Annotated in this window: 13 protein-coding genes; 6 read left to right on the top strand and 7 right to left on the bottom strand. The window is 70.5% G+C overall.

Features of this window, described 5'->3' with window-relative positions; translation table 11 throughout:
- The first annotated feature begins 25 nt into the window (after positions 1-25).
- From OG989_RS00545 to OG989_RS00535, 3 genes are all read left to right on the top strand, one after another.
- Positions 26-784: a lysophospholipid acyltransferase family protein gene (locus OG989_RS00545; RefSeq protein WP_151455994.1), complete on the top strand. Its 759-nt coding sequence runs from the start codon at positions 26-28 to the stop codon at positions 782-784.
- 127 nt (positions 785-911) lie between these two features.
- A complete protein-coding gene (locus OG989_RS00540) occupies positions 912-1,520 on the top strand; it encodes an isochorismatase family protein (RefSeq protein WP_151455995.1) in 609 nt (202 codons plus the stop codon).
- A 4-nt stretch (positions 1,521-1,524) separates the two neighbouring features.
- Positions 1,525-2,505, top strand: a complete 981-nt coding sequence (locus tag OG989_RS00535) for a GlxA family transcriptional regulator (RefSeq protein WP_151455996.1) — start codon at positions 1,525-1,527, stop codon at positions 2,503-2,505.
- On the opposite strand, the gene OG989_RS00530 is transcribed toward OG989_RS00535, so the two are convergent.
- The 5 genes from OG989_RS00530 to OG989_RS00510 form a co-directional block, all read right to left on the bottom strand.
- Entirely contained in the window at positions 2,387-3,112 is a 726-nt protein-coding gene (locus OG989_RS00530; protein WP_327029390.1) for a hypothetical protein, read from the bottom strand. The genes OG989_RS00535 and OG989_RS00530 overlap by 119 nt on opposite strands.
- A 73-nt stretch (positions 3,113-3,185) precedes the next feature.
- On the bottom strand, positions 3,186-3,899 hold the full coding sequence (locus OG989_RS00525; RefSeq protein WP_151455997.1) for a response regulator transcription factor: 714 nt from the start codon (positions 3,897-3,899) through the stop codon (positions 3,186-3,188).
- Positions 3,872-5,038 carry a hypothetical protein gene (locus tag OG989_RS00520; RefSeq protein ID WP_370518970.1) on the bottom strand — a complete coding sequence of 389 codons (1,167 nt, stop codon included), beginning with the start codon at positions 5,036-5,038 and terminating at the stop codon, positions 3,872-3,874. Before OG989_RS00520 ends, OG989_RS00525 begins: the two co-directional genes overlap by 28 nt.
- Positions 5,028-6,206, bottom strand: a complete 1,179-nt coding sequence (locus tag OG989_RS00515; RefSeq protein WP_327029389.1) for a sensor histidine kinase — start codon at positions 6,204-6,206, stop codon at positions 5,028-5,030. Before OG989_RS00515 ends, OG989_RS00520 begins: the two co-directional genes overlap by 11 nt.
- A 184-nt stretch (positions 6,207-6,390) precedes the next feature.
- Positions 6,391-7,284 (bottom strand): septum formation family protein, encoded by an 894-nt coding sequence (locus OG989_RS00510; RefSeq protein WP_151455999.1) that lies wholly within the window; start codon positions 7,282-7,284, stop codon positions 6,391-6,393.
- A gap of 256 nt (positions 7,285-7,540) precedes the next feature.
- On the opposite strand from OG989_RS00510, the gene OG989_RS00505 reads away from it, so the two are divergent.
- Positions 7,541-8,149: a hypothetical protein gene (locus tag OG989_RS00505; RefSeq protein ID WP_327029388.1), complete on the top strand. Its 609-nt coding sequence runs from the start codon at positions 7,541-7,543 to the stop codon at positions 8,147-8,149.
- Between the two features lie 221 nt (positions 8,150-8,370).
- Here the strand turns inward: OG989_RS00505 and OG989_RS00500 are convergent, their stop codons facing one another.
- Both OG989_RS00500 and OG989_RS00495 read right to left on the bottom strand, forming a co-directional pair.
- Positions 8,371-10,062 (bottom strand): DUF7507 domain-containing protein, encoded by a 1,692-nt coding sequence (locus OG989_RS00500; protein WP_327029387.1) that lies wholly within the window; start codon positions 10,060-10,062, stop codon positions 8,371-8,373.
- A gap of 169 nt (positions 10,063-10,231) precedes the next feature.
- Positions 10,232-11,047, bottom strand: a complete 816-nt coding sequence (locus OG989_RS00495) for a superoxide dismutase (RefSeq protein ID WP_151456002.1) — start codon at positions 11,045-11,047, stop codon at positions 10,232-10,234.
- 885 nt (positions 11,048-11,932) lie between these two features.
- On the opposite strand from OG989_RS00495, the gene OG989_RS00490 reads away from it, so the two are divergent.
- Entirely contained in the window at positions 11,933-14,140 is a 2,208-nt protein-coding gene (locus tag OG989_RS00490; protein ID WP_327029386.1) for an MrcB family domain-containing protein, read from the top strand.
- A gap of 3 nt (positions 14,141-14,143) precedes the next feature.
- Positions 14,144-15,313: an McrC family protein gene (locus OG989_RS00485; RefSeq protein ID WP_327029385.1), complete on the top strand. Its 1,170-nt coding sequence runs from the start codon at positions 14,144-14,146 to the stop codon at positions 15,311-15,313.
- Positions 15,314-15,384: the final 71 nt, after the last annotated feature.

Raw genomic sequence — 15,384 nt, 5'->3', positions numbered from 1 at the left:
CAGGCGGGCAGGGTAAGTTCGCGCCATGCCGGAACTCGTGTACCCGCCCGTGATCGCCGCCGCCAAGACGATGTTCCGGGTCCTCGACCTGAAGATCACGATTGAGGGCGCCCACCACGTGCCGCGTACGGGCGGGGCGGTGCTGGCCAGCAACCACGTCAGCTACCTCGACTTCATCTTCTGCGGGCTGGGCGCGAACCCCGCGAAGCGGCTCGTCCGGTTCATGGCCAAGAAGTCCGTCTTCACGCACAAGGTGTCCGGCCCGCTGATGCGGGGCATGCGGCACATCCCGGTGGACCGGCGGGCGGGCGCCGGGTCGTACGCGACGGCGGTCAGCGCGTTGAAGCGCGGTGAGGTGGTCGGCGTCTTCCCGGAGGCGACGATCAGCCGGTCGTTCACGGTCAAGTCGCTCAAGAGCGGGACGACCCGGATGGCGGCCGAGGCCGGTGTGCCGGTGCTGCCGGTCGCAATCTGGGGCACCCAGCGGCTCTGGACCAAGGGCCGACCGCGCACCCTGACCCGCCGGCACACCCCGATCACGATCCTGATCGGCGAGCCGATGGACCCGGCGGCCTACCCGGACGCCAACGCGATGACCGTTGACCTGAAGGAGCGGCTCACCGCGCTGGTCGACCGGGCTCAGCGGGAGTACCCCGACGCCCCCGCCGGCCCGGACGACACGTGGTGGCTCCCGGCGCACCTGGGCGGCACCGCGCCAAGCCTGGAGGAGGCCGCCGACCTGGAGGTCCGCCGCCGGGCCGCCGCGGTCGACCCCGACGCCTGACCAGGGCCCCGATCGACCCGACGCCCGGGGGAAGGGCCGCCCGGGCATCCGGGGGCGGCCGGATCGTTCCGCAGCGGGGCGGGATGGTGCCTGCCGCGCCGGCGCGTCCCCGGCGAGGATTCAACCCATGAGCAGAGCAGCACTCGTCGTCATCGACGTGCAGGAGTCCTTCCGCCGCCGCCCCAGCTGGGCGTACGCCTCCAACCCCGACATCGTCGGCCGGGTCGACCGGCTCGTCGCCGCCGCCCGGGGACGCGGCGACCTGGTCGTCTGGGTCCTGCACGCCGAGCCGGGCACCGGCGGGGTCTTCGACCCGGCCAACGGGCACGTCCGCCTGATCGAGGGGCTCTCGCCCGCCCCGGGGGAACCCACGCTGGTGAAGACGTCGCACAACGCCTTCACCACCACCAACCTCCAGCAGGTGCTGACGACGGCGGGCGTCCGCGAGATCACCGTCTGCGGCATCCGTACGGAGCAGTGCGTCGAGACCACCGCCCGGGTCGGCTGCGATCTCGGCTATGAGGTGACCTTCGTGACGGACGCGACGGTCACCTTCCCGACCCCGCACCGGGACCTGCCGGCCACGGCCACGCCGGAGGAGATCCTCGCCGACCCGCGCACCCTGTCGAGCGAGGAGATGACCGCCCGCACCGAGTACGCCCTCGCCGGCCGCTTCGCCACCATCCGCAGCGTGGCGGAACTGACCGGCGCGGCCCCGGCCGGCGCGCGGGCCTGAGCCGATGGCCCGGGTCGTCTTCCTGCTCGTCCCGCAGCTGCACCTGCTGGACCTCGCCGGCCCGGCCCAGGTCTTCTCCACCGCCGCCGACCTCGGGTACGACTACCGGCTGCACTACGTCGCCGACCGGGAGGTCGTGCCGACCGTGCAGGGCGTACCGCTGGTGGCCGGGCTCCGGTGGCCCGAGCTGACCCGCGACGACCTGGTGGTCGTACCCGGATGGCGGCTGCACGCGCACGGACCGCAGGGGCCGGTCGGGCCGGACGACCTACGGCGGCTGGCCGACCACCACGCCGGCGGCGGCACCGTCGCCAGCGTCTGCGCCGGCGCGTACGCCCTCGGCCGGGCCGGCCTGCTCGACGGACGCCGCTGCACCACCCACCACGACGTGCAGGACGAGCTGGCCCGCCGGTTCCCGTCGGCGCGGGTGGTCCGCGACGTGCTCTACGTGGTCGACGAGCGGGTGGTGACCTCCGCCGGCATCGCCAGCGGCATCGACGTGGCACTGCACCTGGTGGCCACCCGGCACGGGCCGGCGGTGGCGGCCCGGATCGCCCGCTCCCTGGTCCTGCACTCCCGGCGCAACGGTCACGAGCCGCAGGCCGGCGCCATGTTGCGGCACCGGTCCCACCTCTCCGACGCCGTGCACCGGGTGCAGGACCTGATCGACCGCCGGTTCGCCGAGCCGCTGCCGCTGGCCGACCTCGCCGCCGTCGGCGGGGTGGCCGAGCGGACGCTGACCCGACTGTTCCGGCGGGCCACCGGGCTGACCCCGCTCGGCTACCAGCAGCTGCTGCGGGTGGAACGCGCCGAGCACCTCATCGGGCACGGAGCCACCGTGGAGGGGGCCGCCCGTACCGTCGGCTTCACCGATGCCCGGATGCTGCGCCGGCTGCGGGCCCGTGCCACCCGCGATCGAAGCGCCCCGGCCGGTAGTAGTCGTCCCGGGACTGGAACTCGACCGGCAGCGACCCGGGCAGGGTGATCCGGGTCTCGCCGGCGCCCGGCCCGCCCCCGGCCCGCACCACCAGCACGTCCCGCTCGGGCGGCGACAGGTCCACCAGTTCGGGGTGGGCCAGCCGGAACCCGGCCACCGCCCGGCGCACCTGGCGGGTCAGCCCGGTGATCTCCCCGGCGGGGCCGGTGAGGCCGAGGGCCGGCTGCTGGATGGTGCGCAGCGCGTCGCAGACCACCAGCAGGCGGGCGCGCTCACCGGGCCCCGCCGCCAGCAGCTCCAGCCGGGACGGCCACTGCCAGCGGATCTGACCGCTGATCAGACCCGGCAGCCGGACGCCCCGGCGGTGCCGCGCGCCGTCACCGACGCCGTCGACCAGGGCGAGCTGTGGCCCGCCGCCGGCGTACGCGATCCGCCGGTCCGTGACGGTCACCGCCACCGGCTCGGGCAGCGTCCACCGCCGCCGTGCCTCCGTCGGGCCGAGCAGATGCCCCGACGCGTGCAGCCGGTGCCGGGCGAGCACCCGCTCACCGGCCTCGACGACCAGCTCGTGCCGCCGGTCCAGCGCCGGGGCCAGGTCGTCGTCCGCGTCGAAGCGGTGCGGGCCGATGAAGAAGGGGGACGCGTCATCGTGCATCGTCATGACCTCCGGTGCCGATGGCATCTCACCATGAGCGTCGCCGACCCCAGGCCGGCTGTCATGACGCCCGTTAGGGGGTCGGCCGGTCGTAGGAAGCCTGTGACCGATAGATGCCGATCTCCTCCGGCCGGACTAGGCCGTCCTCGATCGCCCGGGCGAGCAGTGCCGCCTTGGTGGCGGCCGGCCGCCCCGCTCGGGTGTACTTGATCCGCGCCCGGTCGACGTACTGCTTCACGGTGTGCTCGCTGATCCGCATCCGACGCGCCACCGACGCCTTCGACATCGACTGGAACCACAGCAGCAACGCCTCGCGTTCCTTGTCGGACAGGGCGGGCCGGTCCGGGCGGGGGTCACCCACGATCGCCCCGGCGAGCGCCGGCGGCACGTACGGGCGGTCGCTGGCGGCGGCCAGCACGGTGGCCACGCAGTGTTCCCGCCCCTCGTGCTTGGCCAGGAACGCGACCGCCCCGGCGTCCAGGGCGGCGAGGATCGTCTGCGGGTCGGTGTGCTCCGAGTAGACCACAACCCGCCGGCCGGCCGCGCTCAGCTCGGCGAGCTTGTCCAGGGCCATCCGCCCGTGCAGCCGCAGGTCGAGCAGGACCACGTCGGCGTCGGGGGCGGCCCGCAGCACCGCGTCCGGGTCGTCGCCGGTCGCCAGGACCCGCAGCCGGGGCTCGGCGGCCAGCCAGACGCGGACCCCCTCGATGACGACCGGGTGATCGTCGACGATCGCCACGCCGACCGGCCGACCGGCGGTCACCCCCGCCACCGCGTCTGCGCCCATCTGATCTCCCCGTCCCGCTCGTAGAGGTACTCCACCCGCCCGTCGTCGCCCGGCGGTCCGGCGGTGTCGGGACCGGCCCGGTCGGGCGTGACGAGGCTGACCACCACCTCGTCGGGTCCGGCGACCACGGTCAGCCGGGCCCAGCCCCGGGCGTCGGCCAGGAGCGCGGTGAGCGGGTCGGCCAGCCGGCGGCGCACCTGCACCGGCAGGGGCGGCGGGTCGCCGATCGTCACCAGGTCGATCGGCAGCCCGTTGCGGTCCGCCAGGTCGGCGGCGGCCCGCAGCTCGTGCAGCAGCGGGTCGGGCACGTCGTCGGACTCGGCGATGAGCCGGCGCAGCCGGGCGGCGGCCAGCACCGCCCGCCGCTGCACGTCCGGGTCGGCCGGGTCCGCCCGACCGTCGGCCAGCTCCGCGAGCACCTCCTCGGCGGCGCCGCTGACCAGCGTCAGGCGGGCGCGCCGCTCCTGCCGGGCCCGTTCGGCGGCGTCCCGCTCGGCCGCCGCCGCGTGGGCGTCCGCCGCCGCGCCGGCCCGCTGCCGGGCCAGCCTCGCGATCGCCGTGCCGCCCACGAAGACCGCCACCTGAAGGGTCGACGTGGCGTAGACGGACATGGCGTACCGGGCCAGGTCGGCGGGGGCGGTCGCGCCGTGACCGAGCACCCCGGCCAGCGCGATCAGCGCGTGCACGCCCAGCGCCGCGATCAGCCCGTGGGCCCGCCGCCCCCACAGCACCATGACGAAGAACCAGCCGAGCGTGCCCCACACCCAGTTCGCGGCGGTGAAGAGGTGCCGCTCACCGGCCGCCGTGACAACCACCGCGTCGACCACCAGCAGCAGCGCGGCCAGCGGCCAGGCCGGCAGGGCGGCGCCGCGCAGCAGCCGGAGGCCGGCCAGCACCCCGACCGCCGCCACGAGCAGCCAGCCGGCGAGGACCACCGCCGGCGCGGCCAGCTCCGCCCACGCGCCCAGCACCGCGGGCAGCGCGATCGCCGTGTGCCAGGCCAGCGCGATGACCACCGTCACGATCCGGGCGCCGCCGTCGGAGGCAGCGGCCACCGCCGCCGCCGGGTCCACCGGGGACCGGCCCTCGTCGGGCGTACGCGCCGCCGGCACCGGGGCGGTCGTCGTCTCAGTCGACACCGGACCACTCCAATCGGATCCGGGTACCGGCGCCGGGGCGCGAGTCGATCTGGGCGCGCCCACCGACGGAGGACATCCGGCCACTTACCGACTCGCGTAGCCCGTACCGGTGCGCGGGAACGGCCGCCGGGTCGAAACCCGGACCGTCGTCGGCGAGCTCGACCACGACGGTGTCGGCGACCCGGCTCAGCCGCAGCGCGGCGGACGCGCCCGGCGCGTGCCGGACCACGTTGGACAGCGCCGCGTACGTGCTCTCCGCGAGTGCCTCCGCGACCGGGGCGGGCACGACGCACGGCGCCAGCTCGGTGGTGACCGGCAGTTCCGGCAGCCGGGCGCGCACCGCCCGCAGCCGCTCGTCCAGCGGCACCCGACCCGCGGCGGGAGTCGACCGCGCGTCGGCCAGCGCGGTGAGGGTACGCAGGTCGGCGGCGCACCGCTCGCGCAGCGCGGCGGACGGGCCGGCGACCGCGCCCAGCCCCACCATGGTCAGCGTGGCCAGCACCGTGTCGTGCAGGTCCCGGTTCTGCCGCCGCTCCGCGTCCCGCGCGGTCCGGGCGACCAGCGACTCCCGGGTGAGCCGCTGGTGCGCCACGAAGGCGTCGTCGGCCCGACCGATCCGCCGCCGCATGATGGCGGTGATCAGCGCGCCGCAGGCCGTCTGCACCAGCAGCGTCACCGCGTGCGCGACGGCCTCGTCGGGCTGGCCAGCGGCGTGCGCGCCGGTCGCGTACGCCGCCGTCACCAGCAGCCCGGCCGGAACCGACCACCCGATGGAGGCGTTGGCCTGCGCGTTGAGGACGGTGGTGCTGGCCAGCACCGCGATCCAGCTCACCTCGCCGGGGAGCACCTCCGGGGCGACCAGCACCGGCATCGCCAGGCAGGCGGCGGCGGTCAGCGCCACGTCGCCAAGCACCATCGGGCGGCCGATGCCGTGGCGCAGCGCGCGGAACGCGTACCAGACCGACCAGGCGGTCAGGGCAGCGACGGCCGGAAACAGCAGCGCCGGTTCGACGGGCGCACTGCGCACCGACAGGGCGACCACCGCGCCGGCCAGGCCGCAGGCCAGGCGCAGCAACGCCGGCAGGCGGGTGAAGATGAGGGTGAACGCGCCACCGGCCGGGTTGTCCAGCGCGGTCGGCGACGTGGTCGGGGCGGCAACGGCCGGCATCGGGAAAGAGGGTCCTTCTGCGACAACGACCCGATCCGGGCCAAAACGGGGGATCGACGCCGGAGAATAGCACGAGCAGCCGTCCGCGATCACCCTCGGTGCGCGCCGTGTCGCCGTTCGGTCAGCTCTTCCCAGCACCGCCGACAGGACGCTGACCTGCCCACCCGCCCCTGCGGGCGCCCGGTCAGTTGATCGGGAGGACCTTCGCCCCGCCGCCGGCGATCGACCGGGTCAGCTTCTTCCCGCTGGACCAGTACCAGCAGCGCACCCCCCGGTCGCCGCGCGCCCACGCCTCCTCGGACGGGAACCGGTACGTGCTGCCCGTGCGGTAACGGAGCATCCCGTCGACCGGCACCTTCGCGTAGCGGGCGATCACCGGCCGGCACTTCGCGTGCACGGCGTCCTCGTCCTTCGTCGCGTCCTCGTACGACACGTCGGGCGCGGTCCAGACGCCCACGTACTCGAAGCGGTGGACCTTCGTGCACGGCACCGCCAGCAGGTTCGACCACTCGTCCTCCTCGGCGCAGCCGTACCGCAGCGGGGTGGCCGCCTTCAGCGCGCCCCGCAGGCTGCCCGCCCGGTTGACGGGCGCGTCGACGTCGCCGTTACCGCCGTTCACCAGGTAGAGCTCGAACAGGTCGCACCGGTACCACCGGCTGCCTCCCGTCCAGCCGGCGGGCGACGTGGGCGCCACCTGCACCGACAGCCGGGCGTCGCGCCACTCGCCGCCGACGAACTCCTTGGCCTTGGCGTCGCACTCGGCGAACGCGGACCGCATCGCCGCCGACCCGACGCGGGGCGGGATCGGGCGGGCGGCCAGGTCGCCGGTGAACGTGCCGATATGGAACGTCTCGACGAGGTGCGCCTTCGCGCAGTCGACCGGCTGGTGGCTGGTGAGGTAGGCGGTCGGCTCGGCGACGACGTGGCACTCGCCGGCCTGCGGCGCGAACTGGCGGGCCTCGGCCACGGGCCGCCAGTCGTCGGTCAGGTCCCCGTCGGTGCCGGCCGGCGTGCCGCACCCGCTCACCGCCGCCGCGACCAGCGCGGCCGAAGCCGTGACGCCCAGCCAGCGTCGCATGTGGTCCTCCCCGCGCCCCGTGACAACCGGCGCAGCATATGGCACCCGGCGCGGAGCCGGGTGCCCGAGTCGCCAGGCGATCGTGGTGATGGGCGCGGGCTGCGGCATCGCGAAGTCGATCAGGTGGTCGCCCTGCCCGACCGCCATCGGGACGGTGCTGTGCCCGCGCGGTTGGACGCCACTGAGGAGCCGCCGACTTTGGACGGTGGTGCTACCTTCGCGCCGTCGCCGTTCTCACCGCCGTCGGGAGCCCACCGTGACGAAAAGGTACGTCGGTCTGCTCGCCCTCGTCGCCGTGACGGCGTGCCTCGCCGTGGTCGGCACCCTCGGCGGCTGGTTCCTGGCCGGCCGAGGCGACTCCGGGCGGGCCGACCCGACGCCATCCGCGCGGGACGCGGCCACCACCGGCGCCGTCGGCGGCCCGTCGACGGGCTCCCCGGCTGCCGGCGCGTCGCCGGGCGCCGGTGCGTCGCCGACGAAGGAGCAGCCCGCGGGCCGGACGTATCAGCTCGACCGGTCGGTCTACAGCCAGTCGGGCCTGACGGTCACGCTGGTCAGCGCGGCAACCACCGGCGGCAAGCTGCGGCTGAACCTGACGTACCGCAACGGCTCGCCGGTGCCGTGGCCGGTGAGCTGCCCGACCGTCGAGGTCGACCGGACCTCCTCCGAGATCGTTCTGCCGGACGGCCGGACGGTGCGTCCCGAGTCCACCTGGTGCACCACCACGCGGCCCGACGAGTCCTTCAGCATCGCGCCGGGGGAGCGGGTGGAGAGCTGGGCCGTGTTCCCGGTGGTGCCGGAGACCGGGTCGTCCTTCGAGCTGACCTGGTACGACTTCCCGACCCTCGACGTCCGGCTCCGCTGACCGTCCCGCGGTGCGCCGTGGCCACGGGCTGCGGCGCATGATCGACGGCCGAAGTGCGGGACGGCAGCCGGGCTCCCGGCGGGCCTCGGCAACGGACACGGCCGGCACGGGCACTGTGAGTTCAGTGTCCGTGCCGGCCTGCAGGTGACGCGTCCGGTCACCCTGTCCGCCGACGGTGGCTCACCAGGCCGAACGCGCTGCCTGGAGTGCCGCCGTACGGGTCAGGCCTGAGTCTCCCTGCGGCGCAGCCGGCTGGCGCCGACCATGAGAGCGCCCGCGGCCAGCAGGCCGCCGCCCAGCGAGAGGGCCTGGGTGGAGCTGACGCCGGTGACCGGCAGGTGGGGCTTGCCGTCCTTGTCCTTGTCCCAGCCGCCCTTGTCCTTGTCGTGCTTGCGGGGGTCGTACTTGCCGTGCCGGATGCAGACGGTGACGGTGACCGGGTCGGAGGTCACGGTCTGGCTGCCGAACTTGCCGGTCGCCCGGGCGGTGTTGACCACCTTGCCCTTCTTGACGTCAGCCGCGGTCACCACGTGCGGGTTGACGGCGTGGCAGTCGGTGCTCGTGCCCGGTGCCAGGGTGGTGTTGTTGCAGACCACCGGTCCGGCGGTCGGGTCGATGACCGCGACGTTGGTGATGGTGACGGTGCCGGTGTTGGCCACCCGGTAGGTGTAGAAGATCTTGTCGCCCTTGGCCGCGAAGCCGTCCTTCTCGCACTTGTCGCGGCAGTCCGACTCGACCCGGGCCTTCTTGTCGATCGACAGGCTGGCCTGCGCCTCCTGGGTGGTCACGGTGAAGGTGGCCTCGTTGGACGTCACCGGCCGCTCGCTGAACGAGCCGTTCGCCTGGGCGATGTTGACGATCTTGCCGTTGGCCACGTCGGCCTTGGTGACGGTGTACGTGCCGGTGCAGGTGGTGCTGGCCCCCGGCGCGAGCGAGGTGGCCTGGCAGGTGATGCCGGTGACCGTGTTGTCGTTGACGGTGATGCCGGTGATCGGGTTGACCGTGCCGGTGCTCTGGTTCGTCACCGTGTACGTGTAGGTGACCTTGTCACCGGCCTGGAGACCGCTGGTCGGTGTGCCGGTCTTGGTCAGCCCCAGCTTCACGTTCACGGTCGTGACGGTGAACGAGGCATTGTTGGACGGCACCTGCTGCTGGCCGAAGGATCCGATCGCCTGGGCGGTGTTCACGACCTTGCCGTTGGTCACGTCGGTCGCTGTGATGGTGTACGTGCCGGTGCAGGTGGTGCTCGCCCCCGGCGCCAGCGAGGTGGCCTGGCAGGTGATGCCGGTGACCGTGTTGTCGTTGACGGTGATGCCGGTGATCGGGTTGACCGTGCCGGTGCTCTGGTTCGTCACCGTGTACGTGTAGGTGACCTCGTCGCCGGCCTGGAGACCGCTGGCCGGTGTGCCGGTCTTGGTCAGGGTCAGCCTCGGGTTCACCTCGGGGCTCGAAGCGGCGCACGTGTGGGTGAGCACGAAGAAGTCGGCGGTGCCGGAAATGACCGCCGAGGCGCCGGTCAACGTCCAACCAGCCGGGAGCCTGATCCAGGCCTTGCTGGTGCCCAAGTTGTTGACGATGGCGCTGTTGGGGTCTGTCGGGATCGTCCGGGTGACGGCGCCGCCAGGCGTGCTGAACGTCGCCGTGATCGACAGGAAATCGCCGCTGGTCTGCTGGTTGCCCGGCAGGTTGAACACCCAGACGTCCTCGTTGGCGAAGGGCCCGCCGCCCAGGTTGGGGTCGCAGTTCTGAGTGGCCTGGGCCGCCGTCGTCGGCACGTTGCCTGGATTGATGTTGATGGTCTCCGCCGCCAGGGCCGGCGAGCCGCCCAGCAGCAGGGCACCGGCCAGCATCGCGAAGGCGGCCAGCCGGGCGCAGAGGCGGGCGGGTCCGTTCGTGATAGAGGTTCTGCTCATGTAAATCCCCCGTGCGTTGATCGTTGACAACGGTGGCAACGAGGGGTAGAGACATCCGTCACGTCGGACCAGAAAGAATCCCCCGCTAGGGGTACTGCCACGCCAACCCGGGAGGCTCACCTTTTATCCGGCCGGGGATATCCCCGGCCGGATGGTGCAAGATGAGTGATCAGTCGCGCACCCGCACGACGCAGTAGGTGGTGCCGGGGGTCGCCGGGACGGACAACCGCGCGTTGACCGCGTACAGGCTCGAGCCGAAGGAAACCACAGCCGACGGCTCATCGAGGTCGCGGTCACGGATCACGTCGACCGGCATGGCCCGCGTCAGCCGCTCGTTGAGGCGGAACTTGGCGATCACATTGTTCCGGTTGCGCACCACATACAGCGTGCGCCCCTTGAGCAGGAGACCATCGGCATTGGACACCGATACGCCGCCCGTGCTGATCTGGGCGGCCATGCCCGCGCGGGGATCGAAGCAGTAGAGCCGGCCGGTCCTGGCCTGCACGACGATGAGCTTGCCCGCCCAGGCGGCGACGATGCCGGTGTTACAGGCGGTGGGGTCACCGAGCCCACCCGGCAACGGCAGCGTGCGTACTCCCGACTGTTTGGGCAGCGAGCCACGGCGGCCGAACTCGACGCAGTAGATCCTGGCCTTCTCCGAGTCGGTGAAGAAAACGGCCTTGCTCGTTGCGGTCACGCCGTCGATGAACCCGCCACCGAAGTCGTACGTCGCCAGGCATTCGCCGGTCGACTCACGGTAGACGGCCGCGCCGCCCATGTTGCCGCAGGCCGCCCAGATCCGGCCCCGTTCGACGTCCAGACCCGTTGCCTGGGTGCCGGACACGGGCGGCACGAGGAGCTTCCCCTTGCCGGTGCGCAGGTCGGCACACCAGATGCATCCGTCGGCCATGGAGCTGACGTAGATCTTCGTGCCGGTTCCCCGGGCGATCCCCTCCGGGCAGAACCCGTTCGGCAGGTTGATCACTGAGGGATACCGGCCGTGCCCGTGGTGGGCCGAGGCCGGAGCCGCGGCGATGGCGGCCCCGATGGGCGCGGCGACGGCTGCGGCCAAGAGCGTTCGTCTGTGCACTGTCGTGCCCCTTCCGATAGGCGAACACCTATATGGGACCTGTGGATCAAGCGCCGGGGCCACTCCGCCGTTGCTCGACAGGTGACCGGACGGAGGCGCGTGCCAGACCCGCCGATCGCCGCCGCCGGAGGAACCAGCGAGCCAAGGATCCAAGGAGACGGCCCGAGCGGGTGATGGCACCGCGACCGCAGGGTCCTTGGCCATGTCGGTGACCCGGTCAGGTAGTGCCGCTTTCGCGGCAAACCGGGCTCGCTCACACCACGGATAGCTCCACGGGAGCCGTCCGGCCGAGAGAAGTACCTGTGCGCCCGGCAGGATTCGAACCTGCGGCCTTGGGATTAGAAGTGGTATTCACGTACCGATCTCTGGCTTCGGAGCCTTCACTAGCTGCGGAAACCCGCTCTATGGCCTCTCTGCTTTCCGTGACTGGCTGCACTTCGCACCACGAATAGCTCCACGGCTCTGTTTGTTCAGCGGGTTCGGGAAGGCCCTGGCGCCGTGACTCTGTGTGCTGCGTTGTTCCGAGTGGGTCCGGCGCCGGCGGAGTGGTTCGGTCAGCCTGCTACCGAGCAGGCAATCCACCCAAGCAGGGCTTGTAGCGACGCGAGGCGGTCGCGCGATAGCTTGACCAAGCCTTGCGTACAGACAGGTGGAGCGGTGCGATGAGCACCTACCTTGCGTGTCAGGTAGATGCGGATATGGGCCGTTCCTTGCGGCTGATGTCCATCTACTTCCGGAGCGACGCGCGGCGGGTCCGTCGCGAGATGGTGGGGACTTTCAGTGACTACGGCCGATAGCAACCAGGATCAGCGCCAGCTCAGTGGTCTGCTTGAAGAGATCTTGCTACTTCAGTCGGGCTGGTCGAGTGCGAACACTCCGGAGATGCAGCGCCGGGGTGTGCTTGTGCGGCAGGAGGGGGCGGCACTGGTTCGAGTGCAGCTCGAAGCTCTTTTCAAGCAACCTCCCTTCGACCTAGAGGTTGAGGGGCGAGACGGCACGGGGTTGAAGACTCGGGTGCCCTGGATACGGGTGTATTCAAAGTCGCGCTCGCCGAGAGCCACTGATGGCTGGTACGTCGTCTTCCTGTTCGCGTTTGATGGTTCTGCGGTCTACCTCTCGCTCAACCAGGGCACGACGGTGCCGGGCCAGTTCACGATGCGGCCTCCCGAGCAGCTTTACGACCGTGTTCACTGGGCGCGTACAGCGCTCGCGGGCGGCCGGTACGACCTGTCGGGGCTGCTTCCGAAGATCGATCTTGCGGATGAGGGCCTGGGTCGCGGGTATGAGCGGGGAAATGTCTTCGCGATATGTTACGACCGAGACAGCCTCTCAAGCGGGGCGAGGCTGGGCGCAGACCTGAAGCGGATGGTCGAGCTTCTGAAGGTCTTGTACGAGGCGTCGGGGGAGCCGATGTGGCCGGTGCAGGGTGCAAAGGTGAACTCGACCGTTCCACGACCTCCGCTCAGTGACGTGCCGGCCTTCATCGCATGGGTCCGGCAGGTCTACGGCCCGACCCTGGTCAGCTCGCGCCAGGCAGCTGAGCAGCAGGCTCGTGAGCTCTTGAACGAGCTCAGCGGCAAAATGAGCGCCGAGCAAGCGCTGGCGTTGGGTGAGCTGTTCAACACAGGCGAGTGGGGCGGGGTCCTCCGCCACAACCGTTTCAGCCCCGCGTTTGTTGGCGCCGCCATGCAGCGACTCATCGATCCCCTCGACAAGTTCAACGACTGGACCGATCGCATATGGCGACGGTCGGAAGTCGAGGCACTCCAGTACGTCGACGAGATTCTTCGGGATACCCAAACCCTCCCGGGTGCCGGCCGTTCGTACCCAACGATGCTGATGTATCTCCGAGATCCAGCCCGATACGCCATGTGGCTACAGATCACCCATCGAGGGCTCGTCGCACTTCAACGCTTGAGTGAGCCAAAGAACAGGGGTGGCGGGTCCGAACGGTATCTCCGCTACTGCGAGGCGGCGCTGAACTTCGCCAAGGAGTTCAACCTGCAGCCCCAAGAGATCGACGCCATCTTGGCGGAGGCAGCACGGGCTGCGGACGAGGAATCGACGAGTCCCGCTGCAGAGATCGCATCGCTGGTTGCCGATACGGTGGTTGAGCCTGAGGACGCGGTACAGGCAGATCGACACGAGTATCCCCTTGCTGACGTTGCAGCCGCAACGTACCTACCCCAAGAACAGCTTGAGGAGTGGGTCGCCATGCTTCGAGGGAAGAAGCGGCAGGCACTCTTTTACGGTCCGCCCGGCACCGGCAAGACGTTCGTCGCCGAACAGCTCGCACGCCACCTCGCAGGAGCCGCCGGTGAGGTGGAGACTGTCCAGTTCCACCCCTCCTTCTCGTACGAAGACTTCCTTGAAGGGCTACGACCTGAGCCTAAGACCGACGGTGGAGGGGTGAGCTATGGGGTTCGGCCCGGCGTGTTCAAGCTCTTCTGTGATCGAGCTCGTGACAAGGACGGCACCTACGTCTTCATTATCGACGAGATCAACCGGGCCGAGCTCGGTGCCGTCCTAGGCGAACTGATGCTCCTCCTCGAGTACCGCGGCAGGCGGTTGGTGCTGCCCTACTCGCAGGAGAAGTTCTCTGTCCCGGACAACGTCGTCGTGCTAGCAACGATGAACACCGCCGACAGAAGCCTGGCGCTCGTCGACTTCGCCCTCCGTCGACGCTTCCACGCCTTCGAGATGCGCCCCAGCAAGCGCGTATTGGAAAGCCACCTCGTAGTCGCAGACAGGGGCGAGCATGCAGACCTGGTGCTGAAGTTCTTCGACGTCGTTCAGGAAGGAGTGGACAACGTCGATTTCTCGCCAGGCCACTCCTACTGGATGGGCGAGGACGGGACTGCACAGGGCTTGTATCGCGTGTGGCGCTACGAGCTACTTCCCTACCTGGCTGAGTACTGGTTTGAGCACCGCTCATACCTCGACAAGCTCGACGGGCAGGTAACGAAACTCCTGTCCGAGGAGGCGTGACCTGTGGAGGTTATCGAGTATCGCCCAACCAAGCTAACTCTCGAACAGGGCGACCTCGACTACCTTCTCAGCCTGGTCCGCTCCGCTACAGGCGACCGGTCCGATGCCCGTGTGCTTCACGCGATTACGCCTACCCACACGGCCGGCGTTTATGAAGTCACACCAGGACCATACGTCGGACGTCTTGGATTGCCCTCTGGCCGCTGGATCGACTTCCGCAGCCGGTTTCCATTCGAGGACGTGATAGAACTCATCCGCCGATCAGCCCGGCATCCGATCCGAGCAGACAAACTGCCCGTCGACGCCCACGCTGAGACCTTCCTGACCGAGGCCATCGCCCTGGCCTTCGCCCGCGAACTCGAATCCCTCGTCGGGCATGGCCTTGCGAAGGGCTACGAGCGGATCCGACACCACCGGCCTCCCTACCCAGGACGCCTCGATACCGCGTACCACCTTGGGCGTCTCGCCGCCCGGCCAGACCGGCTCGTCACCGTGGGCCGACACCTGACCGCTAACGTCCCCGTCAACCAGGCCGTCGCGGTCGCACTAGACACACTCACTCGGGTTCCCCTGGCCCGAGAGGTCAGTACTCGCCTTGCCCGATTGGTGCCCGCGTTCGTCCGTGTGACCCGCGCACCGGTACGCGCCGGGGATATCGGGCGCATTACGCTCACCAACCTCACGCGCCGCTACCAGCAGGCACTTGCACTCGCCGAGGCCATCCTGCGGTCTCAATCTCTGGCGCCACGTTCGACCGGCCTCGCCGGCGGCTCACTACTGTTCTTCATGCCAAAGGTGTGGGAGTTGTACGTTAGTCGATGGCTTGCCGAGCAGTGGCCCGAGCATCGAATCGTCGCCCCTCACCGGTTCCAACTGACGAATGATGGCCAGACTGCCGAAGCCGACGCCACCGTCTGGTCCGGTGAAGTGCTTGTCGCCCTATATGACGCCAAGTACAAGTGGCCCGGCCCAACTCCCGATCGCAGCGACATCTACCAGATGGTCACCTACTGCGAGCGACTGGGCCTCCAACACAGCACACTTGTCTACCCCGTTGCGACCCCCAAACTGACCGTTAATGTCGGTAGCAAGGCCGTTCATGTGCTCGGCGTAGCGCCTAGCTACACACCCCTTGCGCCTGTAAACGACGCGGTCGAAACAGCAGGGAGTTGAGGTTACGGTGTTCGTGGGGATGCCTTCGCCGTCATCGTCCTACGGACTGGAGGCCGGATGGAAGGAGTAGC

This window comes from Micromonospora sp. NBC_01740 (assembly GCF_035920365.1).
Taxonomy (GTDB): Bacteria; Actinomycetota; Actinomycetes; order Mycobacteriales; family Micromonosporaceae; genus Micromonospora; species Micromonospora reichwaldensis.
The sequence above is the reverse complement of the archived record's forward strand: the minus strand, read 5'-3'. Positions and strand labels throughout refer to the sequence as shown.